This is a genomic window from Candidatus Peribacteraceae bacterium, assembly GCA_041661065.1.
In the GTDB taxonomy this organism is placed as follows: Bacteria; Patescibacteriota; Gracilibacteria; order Peribacterales; family Peribacteraceae; genus CAIKAD01.
Window position 1 is genome coordinate 1,177,880 of sequence record JBAZVD010000001.1, and the last position, 25,410, is coordinate 1,203,289.

A 25,410-nucleotide genomic window follows, 5' to 3' on the forward strand; every position below is an offset into this window, starting at 1 on the left:
ATTCCGAGCATTGTCGGGAAGAAACGCCGGGCTTTCAGATGCAACTGTTCCTCGGAATCCTCGGCAACGTCGGAATCCTTTCAAATACCCCCTTTTCTCCGGATATTCGCCTGCCCTCTCCCCTTCGTCACGTCGAGCACCGTCGAGGGTGGCACGTGCGGGAGCGTCCCCGAATCCAGTATCAAATCCGGCTGGATCGGTTGGTGCTTGAATTGCGCCACGATCTCCTCCGCGCTGTAGGGGTTGGGGAAGCCGTGGAAGTTGGCGGACGTGGTGGAAAGGGGTTTGCCGAAATCCGTGACGAGGCGTAGGGCTAAAGGACGGGAGGAGACGCGTACTCCGGCGGTCAGTGGTGAGCGGTCAGAGAGCAGTGGCGTCACGTAGAGTTGCAGTGGGGCGTCTGCACGCAGTGGGAGGATCAAGGTGAGCGGGCCGGGGAGATGTTTTTTCGCTAACGCTTCCGCTTCGTCATTCCACTCCGCGTACTTCTTCGCGTCTTCCACGGAAAGGAAGAGGACGCTCACGGGGGAGGAATACGGCCGGTTCTTCAATACGAAAAGATTCGCCACGGCGCCCAGGTCGCTCACGTCGCAGGCGAAGCCGTAACACGTCTCCGTCGCATGCGCCACGATGCCGCCTTCCCGTATGACGGTGAGCGCGCGACCAATCCCCTGCTCGTCGGCTGGGAGGATGTCCATGGTTCTATCTTAAGCCCGGGGGGCTTCGGGGGGGAGGGCTTTCTCGGCCGTCTTCTCGCGTTTGATTTCGTTGAGGAGCTGCAGGAGTTTCTCGTAGATCCGATCCACGTGCGGCACGTACTCCATCTGCATGGCGGTCCTCTCCGCGCGGATGAAGATGGAGCCGAAGCCGAGGAGCGAGGGGAGGATGCCGCGCTGGGATTTGGAGGTGTCCTGCGCTTCCATGATCTCGATGCTTGTCTGGTTGTCGGTGAAGAACAGGGATTTGTGGATCCGGCGGATACGGCGCGTGGTGACGATGGTGAGCGAGAGGTTGTACGTGAGCACTTTGACGGTAAATAGGACCTGGGTGAGGCCGAAAGCAACGGCGGCGGTGACGAGCGCGACGTGGCGCGCGTCGGGATCATCCGCGAAAGGGGCGGAGAGGAAGAGGAACAGCCCGCCGGCGATGATGACGCTTACGGTGAGCATGGCCAATGTGGCGGGCGCCAGGCGCAGCCAATGCTCGCGGAAATGAAGACGCAACTCCTCATCATGGCCGTTCTCGCTTGCAGGCGTTGCGGCAATCCCGGCGGACACGGAAGGTTCAGCCATTTACCAGAAGACGGGAAGCACGACAGCGAAGAGGACGGAGACGGCCACGGCGTGGATGAGGGTGAAGAGCCCCGCGCCACGGAGCGTTTGGGCACGGAAGAGGCCCCGGTCTTCCATGCGGGGGAATTCGATTTCCAGGATGCGCCGGCGGAAGAGCAGCCACAGGATGCCCTCCGCCCCGAGGATGGGGAGGATGCCGCTGAGGATGAGGGTGAATGCGGTCATGCTGATGGAGAACACTAGTCGTTCGCCGCGTAGGCCGCAATCGCATCCTCGATCTTCTTCTCCAGGATCGTGGACATGGTCACCGTGAGCGGCAAGGGGACGAGTTGTTCGCCGATCTTCAGCTGGATCTTCTCCTTGCCCGGGAATGTCTCGAAGATCCGCTTCAGTTCCAGGAGAAGCTGGCGGGGAGCTTTTGGAGGGAGCGGGATGGTATGTATGTGAATGGTTGTCGGAGAGGATTCCGACGTTGCCGACGATGCCGAAGAGTTGGCAGTTATTCCTGATCCTGGAGTTTTTGGATGCGATTCCTCGGAATCCTCGGCAACCTCGGAATCCTTCTCGCCTCCCCATCCCAACCGCCGCATCGGCTCCTCCGTCTTCATCCCCCCCACGATCCACTTCCCCAGCGGGCCGAAGTAATCGTCCGCTACCTCCTTCTTCCCGAGTGTCACCTGCTCGCCGGCGACCACGTTTCCCTCCTCATCCACCATCTCGATGGTCTCCTCCCCTTCCACCGCGGCCTGCTTGCGCAATACGAATCCCTGCTTGGCTTCCTCCTCATCGAAGAACTTCTCCTCCTTGGCGCGCTTGACCATGGTGGAGAGCGACGCCTTCTTGAGCGCGTGCGCGCGCATCTGCAATTGCCCCGCCCGCATGTCCAGCGTGCCGCCCACCACCAGCACGGTATCCGGCTGGCCGAAGAGCGGAGCCGCTTCCGTGTACACGCGGGGGAAGAGCGTCACCTCCATTTTCCCGGTGGGGTCCTCCAGTGTGAGGATGGCCATGGTCTCCCCTTTCTTCGTCATGATCTTCTTGATGCCCTCCTCCAATCCGGCGAGCGATACCTTCTTCCCCGCGTCCTTCGCCGTGAGATTGGCGATGAGCTGCGCCTTCTTGCCGATGTACTTCCGCAGCCCCGCCAGCGGATGGCTGCTGACGTACATGCCCAGCGTCTCCTTCTCCCACTTGAGCTTCTCGGCGGCCGTGGCCTTGGGGGTGTTGGGGAACGTGATCTTGGCGGCCTCGGTTTCCATCCCGCTGGCTCCGAAGAGGTCCGCCTGCATGTGTCCCTCATCACCCGCGGCTTTGGAGTAGTCGGAGATCAGGTCGTAGTGGTCGATGATCTGGCGGCGGTCGCCCAAACTGTCCAACGCCCCGCTCTTGGCGAGCGCCTCGATGGCTTTCTTGTTGAGGATCTTGCTGGGGATGCGTTGTGCGAAGTCTTCCACGGACGTAAACGGCCCTCCCTCCTTGCCCTGGGCTTTGCTCAAGGGTTCGCGGATGCCGATGATCTGCTGCACGGTGCTGTCCCCGATTCCCTTCACGGCCGAGAGCCCGAAGCGGATCGATCCCTTGGGCGCGCTCCCCCGCACGAGCTTCCTTGCGGCCGGAGGGATGGCCGTAAAGTGCCGCAGCGACTCGTTGATGTCCGGCGGCAGGACGGCGATCCCCATCTGCCGGCACTCTTCGATCTCGATCATGATGCGGTCGGTCTTCTGCGCGTCGCTGCTGAGGAGGGCCGCCATGAACTCCGTGGGGAAGTGCGCTTTCAAGTAGGCGGTCTCGAAGGCGATGCGCGCGTACCCCGCGGCGTGGGACTTGTTGAAACCGTAGCCGGCGAAGGGTTCGATGATCGTGAACAGCTCTTCCGCTTCCTTCTTCGTATGACCTTTCGACACGGCCCCCTCGATGAAGAGTTTCTTCTGCTCATTGAGCAGTTTGGGGATCTTCTTCGCAACAGCCTTGATGAGCATGTAGCCCTGTCCCAGCGTGAATCCTGCGAAGCTCTGCGCGATCTGCTGCACTTGTTCTTGGTAGACGGCCACGCCGTAGGTGTCCTTCAGGTGTTCTTTGAGGACCGGGTGCGGATAGTCGATGGCATCCGGATGCTCCTTATTATCGATGTACGTCGGGATGTACTCCATCGGGCCCGGCCGGTAGAGCGCGACCATAGCCACAAGGTCCTCGAAGCGCGTCGGTTTGAGTTTCTTGAGGTACCGTTTCATGCCGCCGGATTCGAACTGGAAGACGCCGGTCGTGTCCCCTTCCCGCAGCAATGCATACGTCGCCTTGTCGTTCAGCGGGAGCTCCGTCATGTTCAGCTTGAGCCCGTAGAGACGCTCGATGATTTCCAGCGTCGTCTGGATCACGGTGAGGTTCGTCAATCCTAGGAAGTCCATCTTCAGCAGCCCCAGCGCTTCCAGGGGCTTGGCGGAATACTGCGTGATGATGATGTCCTCGTCCTTGGGGGCGCGCTGAAGAGGCGTATACGCCGTGGCCGGCTCCTGCGTGATGACCACGCCGCAGGCGTGGACGGAGACGTGGCGCGCCTTGCCTTCCAACTGGGAGGCGATGTCGATGATGCGTCGGTAGGTCTCGTTGCTGTCGTAGGCTGCCTTGAGTTCCGTGGTCCCCATGGCGTCCTTGAGCTTGGTGCCCGGCCGTTCGGGGATCAGTTTCGCCAGGCTGTTCATCTCCAAAAACGGAACGCCGTAGGCGCGGCCCACGTCCTTCACCGCGGCGCGGGCGGCCAACGTCCCGAAGGTGCAGATCTGCACCACTTTGTCCTTGCCGTACTTGTCGCGCACGTAGTCCAGCACCTCGTCGCGGCGCGTGTCCGCGAAGTCCAAATCAATATCGGGCATGGAGATGCGCTCGGGGTTGAGGAAGCGCTCGAAGAGCAGCCCGTGCTCCATGGGGTCGATGCCCGTCACTCCCAGGCAGTAGCTCACCATGGAGCCAGCGGCGGAGCCGCGCCCCGGCCCCACCGTGATGCCCCGCCGCTTCGCCTCGTTCACAAAATCCGCCACGATGAGGAAGTACCCGGAGAAGCCCACTTGTTTGATGATCTGCAGCTCGTACTCCAGGCGCCGCTTCAGCTCATCCGTGGGTTGCGGGTAGAGGCGCGCAAAGCCCTCGCGCGCGAGGCGCGTGAGTTCCTCCTCCTCCGTCTTCCCCCCGGGCACGGGGAACCGCGGGATCTGGTACTTGCCGAAGGTGAACGACACGTTGCAGCGGTCGGCGATCGCGCGGGTGTTTTCCAGCGCCTCCGGCACGTGCGCGAACGCCTTCTCCATCTCCTCGAACGGGCGCATGGAATAGTCGCTGTCGCGCATGGTGAAGCGGCCGGGATCGTTCACGTTCGCGTTCTTCTGGATGCACAGCAGCACATCGTGCGCCTCCACGTCCTCCGGGCGGCAGTAGTGGCTGTAGCACGTGGCCACGAGCGGCACCCCCAGCTCCTTCCCCCATTTGACGAGCTGCTGGTTCGCCTCCGCCTGCCCCGCCACGTTCGGCAGGTCCATCAATTCGAAGTACAGGTTGTCCTTGCCGAAGTACTCCCGGTACTCCTCCGTGAGCTTGGCGATCCTCTCCCCGTCCTCCTGGAGCGCCGCCTGGGGGAGGGCGCCGCCCAAGGGGCCGCTGAGCGCAATCAACCCCTTCCCGTACTTCGCGAGCAGCTCCTTATCCACCCGCGGTTTGTAGTACATGCCCTCGAGCGCGGCGAGCGTGGCCAGTTGCAGCAGGTTCTCGTACCCCTCCTGTGTTTCCGCGAAGAGCGTGAGCGGCCAGCGCTTGGTATCCGTCCCGCTCTCCTTATCCTTCCGCGTCCGCGCCGCGACGTACACGCCCATCCCCAGGATGGGCTTGATCCCCTCCTTCTGCGCCTCCTTATAGAACTCGATCAGCCCGTACCCGTACCCCTTGTCCGCCAGCCCCACCGCCGTCTGTCCCAGCTCCTTGGCCCGCGCAACGATCTCCGCCGTAAAGGGCAGCGCCTCCAGGAGGGAGTACGTGGAGTGGCAGTGTAAGTGGACGAAGTCGGATGATTTCACGTGGTCATCATATCGTATTACGTAGTGCGTATCTCGTATTTCGTATTACCTACAAAAGCCCTTGAACCATGTGAACAGGCCAAATGGACAAAACATACGTGATACGTCATACGAAATACGTACTACGGTTCTCACAAACTCCCCTCTTCCACCCCCGCCTCCTCCGCACACTCGCGCTGCAGTTCCCGCGCCTTCGCTTCCTTCTCCTCCGCCGTGGCGTCCGGCGGCAGGTCGGCTTCGCCGGAGGTGTAGGGGAAGCAGGAATCCGCCGTGGTGATCTTCATCACGCGCTCCAGTGTGGCGTTGCAGGAGCGGTTCATGCAGGAGCGGCGCAGGAAGAAGGCCATGTCCCGCACAAAGTCGCGCAGCGAGCGCGCGGAGCTCACCCGATCCCCTTCGACGGGATCGATGTCTTGCACCAGCCGTGCCAGATCCCCGATGGTGTCGGTGAGGGGGGAGAACGCCTCCTCGATGCCCTGCGATTCCACCACGCCGATCCGTAGCAGGGAATCGTCCTTCGCCTGTTGCGTGCTGAAGACTTGTGTCTCGTAGGCGAGGAGGGGGTTGAGGACGGCCTTCCCCACGTTCCACGTGAGCGGGTTATCCGGCAGGTAGGCGGAAGGGCGCAGCAGCTCGATGTGCCAAATGAGCTTGAGGAGGGTGAGGTACCTTCCGCCGGGGATTTCCTGGAAGCGCCCCGAGGACCAGGTGCGGTATTCTTCCGGCCACTCCGTCACACATCCCTCCACCTGTGCGGCTGCGGAGGCGGATGAGCCGGGGAGGGTCTCCAGCTTGGCGAGCAAGGCGGCAAGGGCGTCGCGCTCCGCTTCCGTGGAGGTCATGGTCCCGTAGGAAACGTCGGATTGGTACAGCGCGGCGAGCGCCTCGTCCATCACTTCCACGGTGCAGCCGTAGCGCCGGTCCACGCTCACATCCGCGTACTTGGTGCTGAAGGGGCAGAGCCGTTCCTCCGCGATCCGCTCCCGCTCACCCGGCGGGTCGAAGCTGTGGGCGGCGCTCCACTCGGTATCCTCCGCGCCCGGCAGCGTGCCGCCCCATTCCACCACCTGCAGGCGTTCGTTGAGGAATTCATACAGGCTCGAGAGCCGCAGGACGGAGAGGGTCTTCTTCGCGTCGCGCGCCTGCTTGAGGAGCCCGCGCACCTTCTCCATCTCCTGCAGGATGAGGGAGATGTCCGCGAACTGGCACGCCGTCATCTGCGAGAGGCGCAATTGCTCCGCCGTGCGCGTGATGGCGGTATCGCGGGTGCCGAACACGGCCGACATCCCCGTCTGCAGCCAGCTCCACATATCATCCGCGTTCCAGGCGGCGGTGCCGCCGGTGGCGGTGAGGGCTTCTTCCGCAATGTGCGCCCGCTCCAATACGCGGCGGGTGTAGGCGGAGACGCCGTATTCCTGTGCGTGCAGGGAGGGGGGAAGGAGGAGAAAAGAGGCGGTTCCCACGGCGAAGCACCAAGCACCAATGACCAATGACCAATGATGGAATAATTTGGCACTTGGCACTTGGCACTTGGTCATTGGTGCTTTCGCCGGTGCTAGGAGTGTGGAGAAGCGCATGCGGTTGTCATTGGGAACAGACCATCAGGTCCTCCTGGGGATTAAGGGGGCACATCGCCGTGGGGAACGTGTTCATGGCCATCTGCCGGAGCACGTCCACCGTGGTGCGCAGCGTGCCGTTGATGGCGGCGCTCACGAGGCGCAGGTACTCGCGTTCGAGCGTCGTTCCCCGGTCCAGACCCTGCGCCTCCGCCGCTTCCAAGTATTCCTCCTGCGCATGCGTGTCCCACTCGCGGGTGAGGGAGAGGCCGGTGAAGGCGGCCATCACGTTGGTGAGGGCGAGGGAGGCGGAGGGGGAGGTTTGGCAGAGCACGGGGGGGAGGGTGGGGGGACGGCCGCGGCTTTGGCAGTATTGGAGCAGCAGTTCCTTGGCCCGCGCTTCCGGATTGTAGGCGGGGAAGACGGGGAGGGCTGCTGCGGCGGGGATCTTGAGCGGTTCCGGTTCGGGATCCGGTTCCCGACAGTGGTCCCAGGGGGAAGTGTCTTCCTGCGCCACCAGCGGATCCCTCTTGGGGATCACCGTGTGGCCGTACGTACGCTCGGCGCACTCGCGCACGAAGCATGCGTGCCCGATGACGGTGTAGGGGTACGACGCCTCTCCTCCCGGTTGGCAGGGTTGCGCGGAGGAGGCGGAAGAAGAGGAGCGCAGTTGCTTGCAGATATCCCGCAGGGCGTTCGCGCCCGTGGAAGAGGAGGGCGGGGAGCACGGCGAGAGGATGATGGTGTTGTCCTTGGGGGGAGGCGGCGGTTCCAGACAGCTCCCCGTCCCCATGGTCCGCCGCGTGCGCGTACTGCACAGGAAGCCTTGCCTTCCGCTCAAGCTGTCGCACAGGCCGCTGCCGCCCGCGGCGAGCGCATCGCCTTCCGGTGAACGCACGGGCGGGGGCGGGTACGTGCCGCCGACGATGGCGGTGTTCTCGTCCGCGAGCAGGGAAGGCAGGACGGGGTTGAGGGCGGTATCCCACCGCAGGCCGACGTCTTGCAGGGGGAGCGCGTCCTCTCCCGGCACATCCTTGCTCCCGTCCCGGACGTACGCCCAGGCGAACACGTTCTCCCGCAGGGGCAGGAGTGCCATGGCGATTTCCCCCGCGAGCAAAGGAGGGTCCACCTTCCGCACCACGGCGTTGCGCAAATCCCTGAGGGAGCGCTCCACGTCGGGGGGGCGTGCGAAGAGGTATTGGCGTTCCGTGCCGGGGCCGCTCTGCCGGTCCGGATCCGTGGCGGCGCTCTTCTGCTCCACGAAGGAGAGGCCGTACTGGTAACGCCAGACGGCGGCGGTGCGCTGCTCTTCCCGCGGGAGCGATTGCAGCGTCCCGTCCAGCGACTGCAGCAGCATCATGGTCTCCTCGTCATTCCCCAGCGAGAGGAGCCGCAGTTGCGGCAGGGAGGTGGAAGAGGCGTTGAGCGGAATGCCCCACACCTGCAGCACTTCCAGGTAGGCGGCCGAGAGTTCGCTGGGCTGCACGCTGAAGGAACTGATGGGTTCCTCGTAGTGCGTCGCGGTCACTTGGAGGCGGCGGCCGAGGCGGAGGGTTGCCGTTTCCCGCTCCGCGATCTTCCGGATGGCGTCGTAAGCCGATTGGCAGCGGCCGGAGTAGTTGATCCCCAGCTTGGCGCAGAGCGGGTGCGGCGGGGCGAGGGATTCCAGCACGGCGCGCACGTCTTCCGGCGTCAGCGGCGTAAGGCCGGGGTCGTTGGCGGCCGCCCAGGCGTTGAAGGCGTGCGCGGCGAAGGCCGCCACGTCATCGGGGATGCGCTGCTCTTCCAGCACCATCCGGCTCACCTGTTCGAACAGCCCCTCCTTGGCTGCGGCCGTGCCCGCTGCAAGCGGCAGGAGCACGGAGAGCGCGCCGATGAGGGCAAAGGTTTTCCTCACGGGGACAAAGGGGAACGGTCGGCGTCGGCGGGGAAGTGCCGCAGGGTGCCGCGCACATCCCAGGTGCGGACGGGAATGCAGGCGCTCGCCTCTCCCAGGAGGCCGAACAGGTTGCGCAAGTCCTTGGACGCGCGGTTGAGACAGAGGAAGGACCGTTCGAGGGGCGCAAGCTTTTCGCTCCCCAACGTGATGAGGAGGGTGCGGCGCAGGGATTCGCGCAGGGCGGCGAGCCGGTTGTCTCCCAGCCGGAACCACTCGAAGGTCGCCATGGCGTTCGTGGCGGGTTGCGCGGTGGCGGAATTCCGTTGGAGGTCGAGCGGGAGCAGGATGCCTTTCTCCTTCAGTGCGCAGCCGTAGGCTTCCAAGTAATCCAGCAGCACCGGATGCACGTCCGACGCGAAGAGCGGCTGCTTGTCTTGCCACTGGGGGAGGCGGGAGGCCAGCCTCTGCAGCGCGGGGGAGGCGAGGGTTTTGGCGTCGTCGGTGCAGGAGAGGGGGCTCTCGTCTTCCATTTCATCCAGGATGTCCGTCACCGTGCGGGAGAAATCCTCATCCCATCCCCTCCCCTCCGGATCGTTCCTGTTCTCCGGGAAGAGCGCGGGAATGCGCCGGCAGGGCGGGAGGCCGGCGATGGCGGAAGCGGAGCTCCCCTCCTCCCCCGTGAGCTGCGCGCGGAAACGGGGCCCGCGGGAAACCACGGTGAGCGTGGCTCCCAGCAGCAGGGCTGCCAGCAGCAGGGCGGAGAGCCGGGGGAAGGGCTTACTCTTCTTGTGCACAATGGGAGAGGAAACAGGAAATGCCGCTCCACTGCCCCACGAAGGAGGTCACCTGGCGGAACGGTTGGACGAAGGGGAAGCGCACGATGTTGAGGAACGGTTCCAGGTAGCCGGCGAACTGGCGCAGGGTACGGTGCGAAGCGTCCTCGTGCGCCAGGAAGAGGAGCTTGGATTCCTGGAAGAGGATCAGGTCTTCCGCGACGGGCCCGCAGTAGTGGGGGAGGGTGGCCTGGTCGTTGAGGATGAAGGTGACGGGATTGGGGACGCAACGGTTGAGGACAGGCAGTTCCATCTCACGGCATCCGGGGACGGTTACCTTCACGGTGGCGCTGTTCCCATCCGCCCTCTTCATAAGCGCCAGTTCCGCAGCTTTGCACACGCTCTCCACGCGGCACAGGAAGGCGCGGAAGCTCTGCGTGAGGTGCGGGAGAAGGTCCGAAGTGAGCGCCTTGCGCGTTTCCAGGATGCCGGGGAAAGGGACGGCGGGCGAGCCGGTCCCGGGCGCGGGGAGCAGGTCGTACGCGGTGGCGCCGTCCATGTCCGCGTTGCTCATGGTGGCGCCGCTCGATGCCCACGTGTCCTCCTCCGTTTTCAAGTAGAGGGTACCGTCGAACGCCGTCCGCGTGGCGCCCTCCGGCTCATCCGCGGCGCGCTTGGTCCCGAAGAGTCGGGCATCGAACACGGCGCTCTCCCGCTTGAGGAACGCGTTGATCTGCGATCGGCAGAGCGCGGCGCCGTCGGGCGCCGCTTGCGCCAGCGCCGTGCCCGGCAGGGAGAGGGCGAGGAGAAAGGAAGCCGCGAGGAGCGCGGGGAATGCCTTTGTTGTCAGGCTGGGGTGCTTCACCTGCGGGAGGAAGAAGAGGAAGAAGCGGAAGCGGCGGGGTTCAGTTCCAGGCGCACGTTCCCGGGGACGGGGTACGACTCGTAGAGGTCGGAGGGGGAGACGATATCGAACGGCGGGGCCGCGGGGCCCATGGGAACCAGCGACCCGTCGCGGTTGAGCGTCTCGTCCCGCATGTCCCTCCGCAGGTCCGCGAGGGAGGAGGCGGTCCCTTCCGTGGTGCCCGCCGGGAGCGTGATGCGCAAACCCTGACGGATCAGCTTCTCCTGCAGCAGGCACTGGTCCACATCCTCCCATCCGGGGTAGGGGCAGGAGGGCGCCGAGGAGAGCGAGGAGGCCGTGCCTGCGGGGTCCGTTCCGTTGTCCAGGAACGCGCCGACGGGGGACCAGATACGCATGAAGATGCGCCAGAGCATGGTCTCCGGGAAGACGCAGCCGTCCGTTCCCATCACGGGGCAGGCGAGGTCCGGATGCTTCTCCTCCACCCAGATGAGGTCATCGTAGCGGTCGCGGACCGCGCGCAAATCACCGGCGAGCTGCCGGAACTTCTCCGTGAGTTCTCGGTAGGACACGGTGGTGCCGGCAGGTTCCGCCCCGTACCGCGCCTCGATGCTCACCGCCGGAGGGGCGGACACGCCCGGCAGGGGCGGCACGGTGGGCAGGTCCGGGAGTGAGGGAGGAAGGCCCGTGGCTTGGGGGGAGGGCGGGAGGGGGAGGTTGATGGCCACTTGCACCGGCTTGAGGACGGGGATGCGGAGGGCGGCGGCGTCCTCCATGCCTTCGTAGAAGATGTCGCTGAAGTCGAAAACGAGGTGGCGGGGGGAAGGCGGGATGGCGGGTAGGGGGAACTCCTTCTCCAGTTCGATCCAGTCGATGGCCGGCACCGCATCCTCCGCGCGCAGCGGCGGCGTGGTGCGGTCGGCTTTGCAGTAGGTGGCGTTCACCTGGCCCGCGCGGACGGCGGCTTCCTTCAGTTCCCTCCACGCGTCGAAGAGTTCCCGCTTTTCCCCCTCCTGTCCCATCAGCGCTTGGTACGGCGCCATGCGCGAAGCCACCCAGGCGTCGATGGCGTCACTCAGGCTCTCGCGGCGGTTCAGGACGGTGGCGAGGGCGTTGGGCAGCGCGGCGCGGAGCGCCCTGAACTCCGTGATCTGCTCGCGGTACCGCCCGAGTTTCGCAAGGAGCGCATCCACTTCTTCCCCCACCGGAAGGTTGAGGAGACGGCGCTGCTCCTTCCATCCCTGCCACGCTTCCGTCACCGTCTGGATTTCCGATTCCGAGAGCAGGGGGACCACCACGGGCACCACGTCTTCTTCGGCGCGCGCGAACACGGCCTGCCGCAGGATCTCGCGCACGGCGTCCAACAGCCCCGCCTGCAGCGGCACCGTGACGCTCGTGATGTCGCGCGCGGCGGCGGAGGTGCGGGGGCCGAAAAGGCGCGCGAGCTCGTCCTCCGAACTCACGAGGGGGAGGATGAGTTCCACGGTGGGGGGGAACCCCTCCATCTGCCGCTCGAGCCGCTGCAGCACCGTGACGTACTTGGACGTCTCGCCGAAGGGAGGGACGGGGTCCGTGGGAGGGAGCGCGGGGGCGTTGAAGCGACTCACGCCCTTCGCTTTCCGTGGATCCGTCGTCAACCCTTCCGGATCCAGCGTGAATCCCCCCGCATTCTCCCCGGAGGGAAGCGCGTCGTCGGCGTTCCATTCCACGTCATCCTCCACTGTGCGCGTCCGCAACTTCTCCAGCTGCAGGTCGTCGGCGATGCAGGTGCGGTGGCTCGGGTCGTCGGGGTTGAGGGTCTTCTCCCGGTACCAGTTGTAACAGGCGAGCTGCACTCGGATATCGTCCCTTTCTTCTTCCTCCGGCGCCTGCGTCCGGGGAATTTCCGCCAGGTCATGCGTGGCCGTGTAGCGTCGGTACAAAGAATCATACAGGCGGATGTCGCCGTACAGGTCCTTGGGCGGGTCGAATTCCGGGCGCAGGGAGCGCCCCTCCAGCGACCGGCATTGGTCCCCCGTGCAGGGCATGCAGTTGCGGTGTTCATGGTCTTCCCCTTTGGTCCAGAAGGCGGCGCACTCCTCGCGCGGGAAGCGCACGTCCGGCTTCCCGTCCGTCCATACCCATCCGAAGTCGGCGTGCAGTATGGAACCGGTTTCCGATCCCATCCACTGGGCGTCATGTTCCTCGTCCCAGTCGCCCGTGCACTGGTACTTCTCGCCCACGTACGCGTACGCGATGGGCTTGGTGGGGGCGCACTCCGGGCTGCTCCCGGGGCACGAATGGCAGTCAGCCGAGACCACGGCGTTGTCCGTGGAATGGATTTCCGTGTGGCATCCGACGAAGACGGAGTTCCCCGCCTCGTCCTCCGCGAAGTCCGCGATGTGCACTTCGCACGCCGTGGCGCGGTACACCTTGTAGCGCATCGCGTCGTTCACTCCTTGGCAGTAATTCACGCACCCTTGGGGGTCGCTGCAGGGCGGATTCGATTCCCGTTGCAGGCGGCACGCGTCGTGCCACCAGTACGCGCTGAACACCAAGCCTTCGGCCGTTTCGGGGTACGGGTTGCTCGCCGTATCTTCCCCGGTGGGGCGGTCGCGCCAGGTCGCGGGACGCAGCGGCACGCCGTACACCTTCGTCATGTAGTCATCCTCCTGCTCTCCGGGAACGCGGAAGCCGCAGTTGGCTTTCTCCAATTCCCGCGGGATCCCCTGCTCCACCACTCCCATCATTCCCCCCTTCTCCCGTTCCCCCGGCACCTCGTAGAGCGCGCTGGAACTCCCCGGCAGGAGCATGGCGAAGAGGAAGGCCAGTACAGTCGGCTTCACATATCTCCGGCGCGGAAAGGATGGAAGGAGAGGCAAGGGTTGCCCCTCATCATAGTCCGTGGGTTTACCGCTTCAGATAGCCACGTTATCTACATATTGTACGCTGTTCGTCGAGCCCTCACGCTCCTCTCCGGATTTTGTAGGGGGAACGGTGATACAGAGGAAGTATCAGGCAATAATCCGGAAGAGAATCTAGGGAAAAGAATTGAAGGGATATAACCGTGGGGTGTACCTTTGTCCACGTCACGCTTTTCAGTGACCTCCTCTACTTCCATTCCCCCTCAGCAACATGTTCTCCTTCAACCGCGTGTCCATCATCGGCTACCAAACACAACCGCTCACCGTCCGCCAAACGCCTTCCGGCACCAGCGTGACGGATTTGAACTTGGTCGTTCCCTACACGTTCCGCGCCGAGAGCGGAGAAATTCTGGAGGGGAAGGGTTTCCACACCGTCACTCTCTGGGGTCCCATGGCCGACGTGGCGGGGCGCTACCTCAAGGCCGGCAGCCAGGTCTTCATTTCCGGCCGGTTGCAGACCGACAGCTGGGACGATGAGAAGACGGGCGAGAAGCGCTCCAAGACCAAGATCATCGGCCTCGACATGATCATGCTGGACCCCAAGGACGGCTTGCATCCGCACGATGGCCCCGCCTCCCTTCGCGCCGCGCTCAACCGCGCCGAAGTGATCGGCAATGTGACGCGCGATCCCGAGATCCGCACCACCACCGGCGGCCAGCAGGTGCTCACGCTGGGCGTGGCCACCAACGAGAAGTGGAAGGACAAGGGATCCGGGGAAATGCGCGAGCGCACGGAGTTCCACAACGTGGTCATCTGGGGAGCGCTGGCGCAGGAAGTCGCCAAGATGCTCAAGAAAGGGAATAAGGCGTACGTGTGCGGCCGCGTGCAGACGCGCAGTTGGGAGACGAAGGACGGGCAGAAGCGCTACACCACCGAGATCGTCGCCGACCAAGTGAACATGCTCGGCACGCGCCACCCGCTGGCGGATACCTCCATTTCCACGGAAGTGGCGGCGGGAGGGGTCCGTGCCGCGGCTCCCGCTTCCGCAGCGGCAGCAGCAGACTCCCCCTCCGTTGACGTTCCCGAAGTGGCGTATGCGTCCGAGATCAAGGTGGAGGATCTTCCTTTCTAGTAGAGCGTCCGATCTCATGAAGTCTAACGAGCGGTGCTTGAATCTTTGCCACCTTTTCCGGCGAAAAGGTGGCGCCAAACGCCGGCGCGCCGAACTCCCCTCCGCCCGGCCCTGTGCCTCCTCGTCAGCCCCTCCAAGGTTTCGGGGCTGACTCGTCGGTTGCCATGTCGAAACAGGGCCTTCCCCTACACCCCCCGCGGCGCGCCACCCCCTGTCCAAACAGGGAGTAGATGAGCCCTTTTGCCGCTTGTATCTGTTCTACAGATGCATATTGAAGATCGAACTCTACGGAGCGTTATTCTCTTCCATTGACAGGTCATCACGAAGTCATAGCATAGGCAGCCTATGTCGCACGAAACGGATGGTCCCTTCGGCAGAGGATTCAACGGGGATTACCATAATCGTTTTCCATCCCGTTCCCTTCCGCCGGAGTCGTTGGACGAAACCGCTGCTCCAACCGTCATCGAAATAACAAACGCCATTGCCTCCAAAATCATGTCAGCAGCCAATTGCAGCAAGAGTCCTCTCCATGTACTTCTCTTGGTGAAAGGGGGGCAAGGTCATGTCTACGCTTACGATGACGCGCATTGTACTGCTGCGGTCAAGATAGTCGGATTGCATCTATCCAATCCAGAGTTGGGTCTCGAGTGGTCCGATGCAGCGATCCTTTCAGAAAAAATCCGGCAAGCGCAGAAGGAGGGAAAAGCAACACAACTGCCGCCGGATGATTCTCAAAGTTGAACGATCCCCCCGTCCTCTCCAATCAACCGCATCTCGATCCCCTGCAGCGCGGGGACTTTCCCGCGGACCGTCTTGATCAGCGCCGTGAGGTCCGTGAACGTCCCGCCGCCCGCGTTGATGAGGAAGTTGGCGTGCTTGTCGCTGATCTGCACGCCGCCGACCTTCAATCCTTTCAAAGCCGCCTTGTCGATCAGCTGCCAGGCGGGCGTCCCCTCCACGGCCTTGAAGCACGAGCCGGCGGTGAGGCGGTGCGGCTGGGTTTCGATGCGTTTTTTGAGGAGCGCGTTGATATCCGCCTTGATTTCCGCGGCGGGACGCGAAGGAAGGGTGAGTGTTGATTCCCAGAGGATGGGACTTCGGACTTCGGACTTCGGACTTCGGGATTCCCAGTGCTTGAAAACGCTCTCGCGGTATGCGAATTGGCATTCTGCTTTGGCGAGCGTCTTCCACTCGCCATCGAAGACCGTCACGGACTCTACGAAGGAATCGAGCCAGATGCCCTTGGGCCCCTGCCCCGCGTTGCCCACCAGCGCGCCGCCGAGCGTCCCCGGTATTCCCGTAAGTGCGGAGAGGTCCAAGTTATGATCGGCCAATCGGTTGATGAGCGTCGCCAGACTTATTCCCGTTTCCGCATGAATAGCTGGTATCTGGTTCCTGGTATCTGGTTCCTGTATGACGAGGTTGTCCGCGGTGATGCGGACGATGAGTGCGTTGATCGTTCCATCTGCGAACACGGTGTTGGCGCCGGCGCCCAGCACGATGAGCGGCACGTTCTTCTCCCGGGAGAACTTCCACGCCTCCTCTACGTCGTCCTTGGTCTTGAGCTCCGCGTAGTAGCGCGCAGAGCCGCCGATCTTCATCGTCGTCTTGGGGCCGAGGGGGATGAGTTCCTGGATGGTCATTGAACCTTCGGCGGAGACCTACCCGAGTGTGCTGTTTCCTGGAATGCGGGAAGCTTCTTGAAGTTTCGCCCTCTCTTCCTCCTGTACTTCGTTGAGAACGGGAAAGACGTTTCGGTAATCCTCCTCGGCAGGCACGCCGCCGTGCTGACGCGCAGATGCTTGACGGCTCAAAAAGTCAGCATGTTTTCTCCTTGATTCCGCAAGCAATGTTCTCCTCTGCTCCATAGAGAGATGGTAGCACGGCTGGCACTAGGAGGCGAGAATGGAGGCTGCCTTTCGTATCCTCTCCAACACCGCCTTCCTCCCCCGCTCCTCCGCGATCGCCGCGGCCACTTCCGTAGCGCCGGGACTGTAGGCGCGGCCTGTGAGCGCCACACGCAGCGGCCAGAGCAGCTGCCCCAGCTTCATGCCCGTTTCCTTCGCCTTCCCCTGGAATGCGGCGAGCAAGCGCTCGTGCGTCCATTCCTTTTCGGGGACGTCTTTCAGTGTCTCTTCGATGATCTCGAATGCGCGCGGGAGGATCTCCCTCGTCACCTTCTGCTTCTCATTCGCGAGCAGCTCCATCGTCACCTCCGGTTCCGCGTAAAAGAAGCCGAGCATCTCCGGCGCCTCCGCGAAGAAGGTGATGCGTTCCCGGATGAGCGCGGCTTTCTTCATGAACGTCTTGTCCTCCGCCGCGTCCGGGTACTTCTCCGCCACCGGGGGGCGTACCCTCTCCGCGAATTCCTCGAGCGGGATCTTGCGCATCCACTGCCCTTGCAGCCAATCGAGCTTTTCGGTGTCGAACACCGCCCCCGCCTTCTGCACGCGCTCCAGCGAGAACGCGGCGGTGAGTTCCGGGAGCGAGAATATTTCCTGCGTGGTCCCGGGGTTCCACCCCAGGAGCGCGAGGAAGTTGAGGAGCGCTTCCGGCAGGTAGCCCTTTTGGATGTACTCCTCCACGGCCACTGCGTTCTGGCGCTTGCTCAGTTTGGTGCGGTCCTTATTAAGGAGGAGCGGCACGTGCGCGTAGGCGGGCGGCTGCCACCCCAGGAACTCGAAGAGGAGGAGGTGCTTGGGGAGGGAACTCAGCCATTCCTCGCCGCGCACCACCATGTCGATCCCCATCAAATGGTCATCCACGGCGTGTGCCAGGTGGTAGGTGGGGAAGCCGTCGCTCTTGAGGAGCACCTGGTCATCCACCGTGTGCCCCTGGAAACGCACCGTGCCGCGAATCTTGTCCTCGAAGGCGATGAGCCGCTCGCGCGGCACCTTCATACGGATCACATGCGGCTCGCCGGCGTCCAGCCTCCTCTTTACTTCCTCCGGTGCCAGCGCCAAACAGGTGCGGTCGTACATGGGCGCCTGCTTGGCGGCTTCCTGCCGCTTGCGCATCTGTTCCAGCCTCTCGGACGTGCAGAAGCAGGGATAGGCGTGGCCGTTTTGCACGAGCTCCTCGGCATACTTCTTGTAGAGCCCTTGCGCCATCCGCTCGGACTGCACGTACGGCCCCTTCTCCCCCTCCTGCACCACCTTCCCCTCCGCCATCATCACGCCTTCGTCGGGTTCCAAGCCCGCCCAGCGGAGGGCGCGGAGGATATTCTCCACGGCGCCGGGAACGGAGCGCTCTTGGTCGGTGTCCTCTATGCGCAGCAGGAACGTCCCCTTCGTTTGCCGGGCAAGCAGCCAGGAAAAGAGACAGGTGCGCAGCCCTCCCACATGGAGGAAGCCTGTAGGGGAGGGCGCAAATCTGGTTCGCATGGGGAAAGGATAGCAGGGAACAGGACATCCCGCTTCCCTTCCCACGAAGAAGGATGCGCAGCAGACGGCGTCGCCGGGGAAGATCGATGATGTTCTCTCCTTATAACGCCGGGGCGGCGGAGGCGGCCGGCGAGGAAGCGGCGCCGGAAACTTCCACCGTAAAGGTCACGGGCTCCAGGGGCGCATCACTCCCGTCACGCGGCACGGCCGTAATGGCGTCCACCACGTCCATGCCCTTCGTCACCTTGCCGAACACCGTGTGCTGGCCGTTGAGCCAGGGCGTCTCGGCGGCGTGCACGATGAAGAACTGGCTCCCGTTGGTGTTGGGGCCGGCGTTCGCCATGGCGATGGAACCGCGCACGAGCGGGATGGAGGTGAGCTTGTCGTTGTACACGTACCCCTTCTGCTCGTAGAGCTGCTTGAGCGTGAGGTCCGCGATGGCGGGGTCGAGGGTGGGGTCGTCCACGGCGTCCTTCACCTTGCGCTTGTCGAGGCCGTAGCTGTTCGCGTTGATCTCATCCTCGAACTTTTCACCGAAGATGCTGCGTCCGCCGGAGCCGTTGCCGTTGGGGTCGCCTCCTTGGATCATGAAGTCCGGAATCACGCGGTGGAAGGTGAGGTTGTCGTAGAAGCCGTTCTTGGCGAGCGTGATGAAGTTCGTCACGGTCTTGGGGGCGGCGTCCGCATCCAGTTCCAAGGTGATATCCCCCTGCGACGTCTTGAGCACGACGGTGTGCTTGCCGGAGAGGATGGTGCCGTCAAACTGGAACAGCGCCGCATCGAGCGACGAGGCGGAGGAGACGCTTCCCTCTCCGTTCTGTTGGCCCGGATCGGCCGGTGGTGTGGAGGGAGTGCAACTCACGAGTAGAAAAGCCAGCGCAAAAAGCGGGATGAGGAATTTATACATACGCGGGGCAGCCTACTGAAGGAACGAGGCTCACGCAAGCCATCAGGACATATTTGTATATACTGTATATATACGTCTGGAGAGAGGATCTTTTTTACGCAGATGTCTTCATCGCCGCTTCGACGAGGATGGCCGCGATGTCCTTCGCCGCGTCCTGCCTATACAACGTCTTCATCTTCTCTCCCATCACAGCGAGCAGTGTCCGATCACCGAGCAATTTGGCAGTCGCGGGCACGAGGGCGGCAGGCAGATCATCCTGTTCGACCACGACGCATCCACCGCTCTGTTCCGCGGCACGGGCGTTCGCTTCCTGGTGGTCCTGCGCCACGCCGCGGAGGGGAACAAGGATGGCGGGGATGCTGTTGGCAGCCAGTTCGGTGACGACGTTTGCTCCCGCGCGGCTGAGCGCAAGCTCCGCGAGCGCGTAGAGATGCGGGAGCTCCGTATGCGCGAAGGGAGCTTGCCAGTATCCCGCGCGCGGCGCCGCCCCGTGCTTCCCGGGTCCGGTGAGGTGGATGACGTCGCAGTGCACGAGGAGTTCATCGAGATGCGCGGCGACGATGTCGTTGAGCGCCCGCGCGCCCTGGCTTCCGCCGATGACGAGGAGGACGGGCTTGTTCCCCGACAAGCCGGTGATCTTCCTTCCCTCCTCCTTGTTCCCACGCGTCACTTCGGGACGGATGGGATTGCCTGCGTATTGCGTATGACGTATGGCGTATTGCGTATGCGGAAAACCCGTGCAGATTGTGGTTGCCCAGCGCATGATCATCCGGTTCGCACGGCCGCTTACCATGTCCGACTCGTGGAGGACGATGGGGATCTTCCTCCGCCTCGCCGCCAGGGCGACCGGCACGCTTACGGCGCCTCCTTTACAGAACACCGCGTCGGGACGGAAGGAATCCAGAATGGTACCTGCTTGCCGTAATGCTTTAAGGAAGGCGACAGGGAACGTCCACGAGCGCCGCGGAAGCGTGATGGCCGTTGGTGAGAAGCCCTCGTGCCGGAGGAACGCACTCTCCTCCTCACGCCGGGCGCAGACCATGTGCAGCGCGGCTTCGGGCGCCGCATCCTTCAGCGCCCGCGCCACCGCCACGCAGGGGGCGAGATGCCCCAGGGAGCCGCCGCCGGCGAGGAGGATGTGCATGGGAGTATCGTAGCGTGTTCTGGGCTGAAGATGTATCGGAGACGAGGTGGTAGGGGGTAGGTAGTAGAAGACTATCTTCTCTATGAGAAAATTCCCGTTCTACAACCTACCACCTACAACCTACCACCTCCTCCCTCACCTCAGAGACAACCTCCATTCCCAGCCGTGCCTCTCCTTTCGCGATGCGCGCGCCGTCACATGTTCGGTGGAATGCATGGAGATGTTCAGCAAAATGCCGACGCCCGCCAGCAGAGAGATGAGCGAAGAGCCGCCGGCGCTGATGAAGGGGAGCGTGAGGCCGGTGATGGGGAAGAGGCCCACGTTGACGGCGATGTTGATGCCCGTCTGCACGCCGATCCAGGAGGAGATGCCGGTCGCCACCAAAAATCCGAAACGGTCGGGCGCGTTCTGCGCGATGCGGAATCCCCGGTAGATCAGGATGCCGTACATCCCCAGCACGATGAGCAGCCGCAGGAAACCCAGTTCCTCGGCCATGGCGGCGAAGATCATGTCCGCCTGCACTTCCGGGAGGTAGCCGAACTTCTGGATGGACTTGCCGTAGCCCACGCCGAACAGTCCCCCGCTCCCGATGGCGATGAGCGCCTGCTTGATTTGGAACCCGATGGATTCCGTGATGGTCGGGTCATTGGGGAAGAGGAAGGCGACGAAGCGGTTGCGGATGTATTCCTTCTGCAGGATCACGGGCAACCCCATCACTCCCGCCAGGCCGCCGCCAAGGAAGAGGTGGAAGACGTTCCCGCCGGCGATGAAGAACATCACCGTGGCGATCCCGCTGATGATGAGGAACGTGCCGAAGTCCGGTTCCAGCGCGATGATGAACGTGCTTACCACGAGGAGCGTGGCGAAGGGGATGAAGCCTTCCTTGAACGTGCCGATGAGCTGCTCCCGCTTCTGCAGCCACACCGCCAGGTAGAAGATGAAAGCCAGCTTGAAGAGTTCCGAAGGCTGCAGGGAGAACATCCCCAAGCGCAGCCAGCTGCTCGAAGTCCCCCATCCCGCGCTCAGCCACGGCACGAACACCGCCAGCAGCAGCGCCAAGGCCATGAAGTAGAGCGTGCGCGCATGGCGTTCCCAGAACCGGTAGGGAACCACCGTGAAGAAGCCCATCACCCCCATTCCCACGATGAGGTGCATGAAGCTGCGGGTGAGGTAGAAGGAGTTGGTGGGCGCGGAGAGCGCGCCGGTCTGCGTGAGGTGCAGGGTGAGCTGGTAGCTCTCGAACACGCTCACGCTGGCGATCATGGCGAGGCCGAAAAGCGTGAGCACCGCCGTGATGCCGAGGAGCAGAAGGTCCAGGCGCTTGAACATGGGAGTCCAGTATACGAGCTGGAACGGTACTTCTCTACTGTCCTTTTTGCGGGGGAGGACGTAGGGCTTAGGACTTCGGCATTCGGACTTCGGGATTCGTTTGGGGTTTCTTGGAGGCAATCTTTGGCCATGGTTCCGAGGTCCGATGTCCGAAGTCCGTTTCCTGTACACTTCTTGCGTGCTCCCCTTTCTCCTCTCCTCCCTCGTCGCGTTCCTCTTGAGCGTCCTGGGGACCTTCCTCGTGAACGGCTTCCTCCATGCGCGCATTCCTCTCGTGGGCTCCTTCGTCGGTTTCGAGCGTTCCGTGAACCCCGGCATCGCGTTCGGCGTGCGCCTGCCCACCCTCCTGCAGGCCGCGCTCACGGCGGCCGCGCTCCTCGTTGTTTTCCTGCTGGCCTGGAAGGGGAAACAATCGCGTTTCCAGCAGGCGGCGTACGGGCTCATTGCGGGAGGCGCGTTGGCGAACATCGTGGACCGCATCCCCGACGGCGTGGTGACGGATTTCATCCAGGTGGGGAGTTTCCCCGTCTTCAATGTGGCGGATAGTTGTATAACGGTGGGGGTGGTGTTGTTGCTTGTCGAGAGCGTGTGGAGGAGAGGGGAGGAGTAAGGAAGCCGAGGAGTCCGAGAATTCCGACGAACATCGCTTATTCGGTGTTTAGAGCTTCTGTATGGCAATCCTCGGATTCCTCGGACTCTTCGGATTCCTCGGCTTCCTCCCGAGAAAACCAAGAACCATGCATGAGCCTCAAAACAACGCTATACTCCAACCCCCTATGGGAATCAGTTACCACGTACGGGGGGGTAAACCCCTTTCGGGCGAAGTGAGCGTGGGCGGCGCCAAGAACGCCGCTCTTCCCCTGATCGCGGGGGCGCTCTTGGCGGAGGGCGAGACGGTGCTCACCAACGTCCCCAAACTGCGTGATACGCTGGCCATGCTCGCGATCCTGGAGTTCCTGGGCGCGGAGACCTCTTTTGCGGACGGCACGCTCCGCATCCGCACCCACAAGGTCCGCAACAAACCCATTCCCGCCCAGTACGTCTCCACGCTGCGCGGCTCCATCGTGCTGCTCGGCCCCCTCTTGGCGCGGTTCGGCGTTGTGGAAATGTCGTATCCGGGCGGATGTGTCCTGGGCAAGCGCCCCGTGGGGGCCCATATCGAGGCGTTCGTCCAGCTGGGCGCCAAGGACATGAGCAGCGAGGAGGTCCTTCATCTGCAGGGGGCGCTGCGCCCCGGGCGGGTGATCCTTCCGGAGTTCTCCGTCACCGCCACGGAGAACGTGGTCCTCGCCGCCGCCCTCCTCCCCGGTATAACCACCGTCGAGCTGGCCGCCGCGGAGCCGCACGTGCGCGATGTGGAAGATTTCGTGGCGGAGATGGGGGCGGAGGTGCGGGGCAAGGGGACGCATACCGTCACCGTTTGCGGACGCAAGGACCTGCAGCCGGTTACGCACCACGTGATTCCCGATTACCTGGAGGCGGGGGCGCTGGCGCTCACGGGCCTCGTGACGCGGGGCAAGGTGTCCGTGCGGGGCGTGGATGATTCCCACCTCACCTCGTTCCTGGATGTGCTGCGGCGCGGCGGGTGCGTGTGGGAGTACAAACCCGAAGGCGGCGTGCTCACCGTGGACGGCGAGGCGTCGCAGTGCCGCGCCATGAACGTCCGCACCAACATCTTCCCCGGCTTCCCCACCGACCTCCAGGCTCCCCTGGGCGTCGCCCTCACGCAGGCATCCGGCGTCAGCCGCATCTTCGAACGCTTGTACGAAGGCCGGCTGGGCTACCTCTACGAGTTGGAGAAGATGGGGGCGCACGTCGAAATCCTCAACGCGCACCAGGCGCTCATCATCGGGCCCACTCCCCTCAAGGGACGCATCGTGGCGAGCAACGACATCCGCGCGGGGGCCGCCATGGTGCTGGCTGCGCTCTGCGCCGACGGCGAAACGACCATCACGGACGTGCGCTACATCGAGCGCGGCTACGACAGGCTGGATGAGAAGCTGGAGAAGTTGGGAGCGCGGATTGAGAGGGTGGAAGCGAAGGAGTGAGGATTCCTTCAAAAAGACCCTTTGCTCTCTCACGGAATTTCACTACCATGAACATCTGATGGCCCTCACCCTCACCACCCTCGGCGGTTCCTCCCTGCGCATCAGCGGCGCGGAACGTCCCGTTCTCGTCTTCCCGGATTCTTCGAAGATCGACGGCAAAGAGGTGCTCGCCCTCCTTGCCAACCCGGAGGAGGAGATCCGTGAAGGGGTGATTTCCTGGCCGGGTGAGTACAACGCCGCCGGCGTGTCGATGCGCGGCATCGGGCACGGCGAAGGGCAGCAGGTTTCCTACGTGGTGGAACTCGAGGGTATCCGCTTCGGCTTCCTCTCCTCTCCCCTGCAGGACTGGACCGACAAGCAGCTGGAGATGGTGGGCGACATCGACGTGCTGGTGATTCCGGCCGAAGCCCAGAAGGTGGCGCAGAAGCTCATCGATGAGTTCGACCCGCGCATCCTCGTCCTCATCCCCACGAACGACAAGGAGGCGTACGCCGCCATCGCCAAGCTGGTGGGCGTCAAACCGGAATCCACGATGTCCGAGTACAAGATGAAGAGCACCCTGCCCGCCGAAGGCAGGGAGGTGGTGGTCCTCCGGAAGTAGCGGCTGTTCCCGGCCGCGGCAGTGCGTATTCCGTTTTACCGAACCTTTTGCGTTTGGGTCCATTCATGCTGGATACGGGCTGCAAAATGCGGGATACTTTCCCCGGAGCCTCGTTGTTCAACGCAGCACTTCTTTCGTCCCTGTAGTTCAACGGATAGAACGATCCTCTCCTAAGGGATAAATGCAGGTTCGATTCCTGCCAGGGACACCATTCGACTCGCTACGCTCGCTCATGGTCCTTGGCTGCGGCCTCGGGCCATTCTTTCTTTTGAGCGAGTCGAATGACAATGAGCGGAGCGAAGTGGGGCTTGGGTCACCACTTTGGATGGGGGCGAGGGCTGTCCGCTGCGATACGGAGTATTGATTTTCATTCTTTCCTGCGATATAGAGTGGAGGTATGCATAACGAAGAGTACGAAATTGCCTGGGAAGAGTTTGTCAAAGCATATGATCTCCATGTGGGACATGGAGAAGAGGGAAAGGGCAGTCCGATAACTGACATCGCGTATCGTTTCCGTGGAGCAATAGTTGAACAAATAATTATGCGTAACGAATTGGAGAAGGGGGGTGTCGACACATCATCTGCGGAATGATGCTGCGCGTTCGGTTCTGGCCAAAATCACCATTCCGTTTCGCGGGGTGAAACCTCCCGATAAGCCGCGGGCTTCGATGGGAACTGAAAAAGAGGCTGCACGGTGTGGCACGGAGTGTGTCACGGTGCGCAGCCTCGTTCCCTATGCGCGGGGCAGCGTTGGATCGTAGAGGTTGATTTTCGGGATGCGCCCGATGACGCGGTCGCTCCCGTTGTTCTTGCGAAGGGTGACTTCACCATTCGCCCAAATCCACACTTGCGTCTCCATGAGCTCCCATGTGCGGCGAAGCGCCCTGGGCAGACGGACGAGCCATGGCCCGTACGTCCACGGGCCCCGCTGCGTGCGCGGAAGGGGGACATGGAACCCGATCCATACCACGAGTTTCTGTTCCATCGTGAACGGAGGAGGAGGGGGAACGCAGAACATGCGCTTCGGGTTTCCGAGGTTCTTGAGAGAAGGCATAGTCGTTCCTTTCGAAAAAAGTGTTGTACGCTGCTCCCAACAGGGAGGAGTACGGACGCAGGAGCATCGGCACGCCACCCGGCTGCAGGAATGGGATACTGTGAAGGAACTACAAAAATCGCCCCCTTCCGGAGAGGGAGCTGCGTGGGAGCAATCACGTACGTCAGCGGGTCCGCCTCTTCGGGAGGGATGCGTAGGGAGCCCGCTTCATAGTGAAGGAATATCGCACCGCAATGATTCTACCCGATGCGTGCGCATGGTCAATGATGGCGCCGGGCGTACTCCCGTCGGGATCCCGAAAAACCCCCGAGCAACTTGTTGCTCGGGGTGGAACCTTGTTGGCTGGCTATCCCGCTTTTGTCTCTTGATGTGATGGATCAGTGCACTCTCTGTATCCATCTTTTCCCTTTGCAGCACGGACAAGGCTCCCAGGATCTTCCAGACCCATGGCATGCGCCGCAGTTGCTGCGCACTTCATTGGAGTCGTAGCAGACGTCGCACCCCACCGATGCGCCTATACCGTTCGGCGTACTGCCATGGCATGCA

At 63.1% G+C, this 25,410-nt stretch carries 21 protein-coding genes and 1 tRNA gene; 6 read left to right on the forward strand and 16 right to left on the reverse strand.

Translation table 11 applies throughout. The annotated features are described in order from the left end of the window. Positions 1–80: 80 nt before the first annotated feature. The 9 genes from WC698_05420 to WC698_05460 form a co-directional block, all read right to left on the reverse strand. Positions 81–698 carry an L-threonylcarbamoyladenylate synthase gene (locus WC698_05420; protein ID MFA6039671.1) on the reverse strand — a complete coding sequence of 206 codons (618 nt, stop codon included), beginning with the start codon at positions 696–698 and terminating at the stop codon, positions 81–83. 9 nt (positions 699–707) lie between these two features. Beyond that, a complete protein-coding gene (locus WC698_05425) occupies positions 708–1,292 on the reverse strand; it encodes a hypothetical protein (protein ID MFA6039672.1) in 585 nt (194 codons plus the stop codon). Further along, positions 1,293–1,517, reverse strand: a complete 225-nt coding sequence (locus tag WC698_05430; GenBank protein MFA6039673.1) for a hypothetical protein — start codon at positions 1,515–1,517, stop codon at positions 1,293–1,295. A gap of 14 nt (positions 1,518–1,531) precedes the next feature. Then, positions 1,532–5,353: a DNA polymerase III subunit alpha gene (gene dnaE / locus WC698_05435; protein MFA6039674.1), complete on the reverse strand. Its 3,822-nt coding sequence runs from the start codon at positions 5,351–5,353 to the stop codon at positions 1,532–1,534. 131 nt (positions 5,354–5,484) lie between these two features. Then, positions 5,485–6,843 carry a hypothetical protein gene (locus tag WC698_05440; GenBank protein ID MFA6039675.1) on the reverse strand — a complete coding sequence of 453 codons (1,359 nt, stop codon included), beginning with the start codon at positions 6,841–6,843 and terminating at the stop codon, positions 5,485–5,487. Positions 6,844–6,937: 94 nt separating this feature from the next. After that, a complete protein-coding gene (locus WC698_05445; GenBank protein MFA6039676.1) occupies positions 6,938–8,806 on the reverse strand; it encodes a hypothetical protein in 1,869 nt (622 codons plus the stop codon). Next, entirely contained in the window at positions 8,803–9,582 is a 780-nt protein-coding gene (locus WC698_05450; protein ID MFA6039677.1) for a hypothetical protein, read from the reverse strand. Before WC698_05450 ends, WC698_05445 begins: the two co-directional genes overlap by 4 nt. Beyond that, positions 9,566–10,426, reverse strand: coding sequence for a hypothetical protein (locus WC698_05455; GenBank protein ID MFA6039678.1), 861 nt, complete (start codon positions 10,424–10,426; stop codon positions 9,566–9,568). Before WC698_05455 ends, WC698_05450 begins: the two co-directional genes overlap by 17 nt. Next, a complete protein-coding gene (locus WC698_05460) occupies positions 10,423–13,248 on the reverse strand; it encodes a hypothetical protein (GenBank protein MFA6039679.1) in 2,826 nt (941 codons plus the stop codon). The genes WC698_05455 and WC698_05460 overlap by 4 nt, the downstream gene beginning before the upstream one ends. A 289-nt stretch (positions 13,249–13,537) precedes the next feature. Between WC698_05460 and ssb the strand changes: the two genes are divergently transcribed. Beyond that, complete coding sequence (gene ssb / locus WC698_05465; protein ID MFA6039680.1) at positions 13,538–14,398, forward strand: single-stranded DNA-binding protein; 861 nt, start codon at positions 13,538–13,540, stop codon at positions 14,396–14,398. A 345-nt stretch (positions 14,399–14,743) separates the two neighbouring features. Continuing rightward, on the forward strand, positions 14,744–15,139 hold the full coding sequence (locus WC698_05470; GenBank protein MFA6039681.1) for a hypothetical protein: 396 nt from the start codon (positions 14,744–14,746) through the stop codon (positions 15,137–15,139). On the opposite strand, the gene murB is transcribed toward WC698_05470, so the two are convergent. From murB to WC698_05500, 6 genes are all read right to left on the reverse strand, one after another. Further along, on the reverse strand, positions 15,130–16,041 hold the full coding sequence (gene murB / locus WC698_05475) for a UDP-N-acetylmuramate dehydrogenase (GenBank protein MFA6039682.1): 912 nt from the start codon (positions 16,039–16,041) through the stop codon (positions 15,130–15,132). The two genes, WC698_05470 and murB, sit on opposite strands and share 10 nt — an antisense overlap. An 18-nt stretch (positions 16,042–16,059) precedes the next feature. Next, positions 16,060–16,266, reverse strand: a complete 207-nt coding sequence (locus tag WC698_05480; protein ID MFA6039683.1) for a hypothetical protein — start codon at positions 16,264–16,266, stop codon at positions 16,060–16,062. A 24-nt stretch (positions 16,267–16,290) separates the two neighbouring features. Further along, positions 16,291–17,781 carry a glutamate--tRNA ligase gene (gene gltX / locus WC698_05485; protein ID MFA6039684.1) on the reverse strand — a complete coding sequence of 497 codons (1,491 nt, stop codon included), beginning with the start codon at positions 17,779–17,781 and terminating at the stop codon, positions 16,291–16,293. Between the two features lie 100 nt (positions 17,782–17,881). Then, entirely contained in the window at positions 17,882–18,688 is an 807-nt protein-coding gene (locus tag WC698_05490; GenBank protein ID MFA6039685.1) for a peptidylprolyl isomerase, read from the reverse strand. A gap of 94 nt (positions 18,689–18,782) precedes the next feature. Next, a complete protein-coding gene (locus WC698_05495; GenBank protein ID MFA6039686.1) occupies positions 18,783–19,832 on the reverse strand; it encodes a UDP-N-acetylglucosamine--N-acetylmuramyl-(pentapeptide) pyrophosphoryl-undecaprenol N-acetylglucosamine transferase in 1,050 nt (349 codons plus the stop codon). A gap of 135 nt (positions 19,833–19,967) precedes the next feature. Beyond that, entirely contained in the window at positions 19,968–21,161 is a 1,194-nt protein-coding gene (locus WC698_05500) for a putative peptidoglycan glycosyltransferase FtsW (GenBank protein MFA6039687.1), read from the reverse strand. 178 nt (positions 21,162–21,339) lie between these two features. Here WC698_05500 and lspA point away from each other — a divergent pair, with 178 nt between their 5' ends. The 4 genes from lspA (at position 21,340) to WC698_05520 (ending at position 24,021) form a co-directional block, all read left to right on the forward strand. Then, on the forward strand, positions 21,340–21,771 hold the full coding sequence (gene lspA, locus WC698_05505) for a signal peptidase II (protein ID MFA6039688.1): 432 nt from the start codon (positions 21,340–21,342) through the stop codon (positions 21,769–21,771). A 166-nt stretch (positions 21,772–21,937) separates the two neighbouring features. After that, positions 21,938–23,209 carry a UDP-N-acetylglucosamine 1-carboxyvinyltransferase gene (gene murA, locus WC698_05510; GenBank protein MFA6039689.1) on the forward strand — a complete coding sequence of 424 codons (1,272 nt, stop codon included), beginning with the start codon at positions 21,938–21,940 and terminating at the stop codon, positions 23,207–23,209. Positions 23,210–23,267: 58 nt separating this feature from the next. Continuing rightward, a complete protein-coding gene (locus WC698_05515) occupies positions 23,268–23,810 on the forward strand; it encodes a hypothetical protein (GenBank protein ID MFA6039690.1) in 543 nt (180 codons plus the stop codon). Positions 23,811–23,946: 136 nt separating this feature from the next. Next, a tRNA-Arg gene (locus WC698_05520) sits at positions 23,947–24,021 on the forward strand. A gap of 522 nt (positions 24,022–24,543) precedes the next feature. Here the strand turns inward: WC698_05520 and WC698_05525 are convergent. Then, positions 24,544–24,795, reverse strand: coding sequence for a hypothetical protein (locus tag WC698_05525; protein MFA6039691.1), 252 nt, complete (start codon positions 24,793–24,795; stop codon positions 24,544–24,546). Between the last annotated feature and the right edge of the window lie 615 nt (positions 24,796–25,410).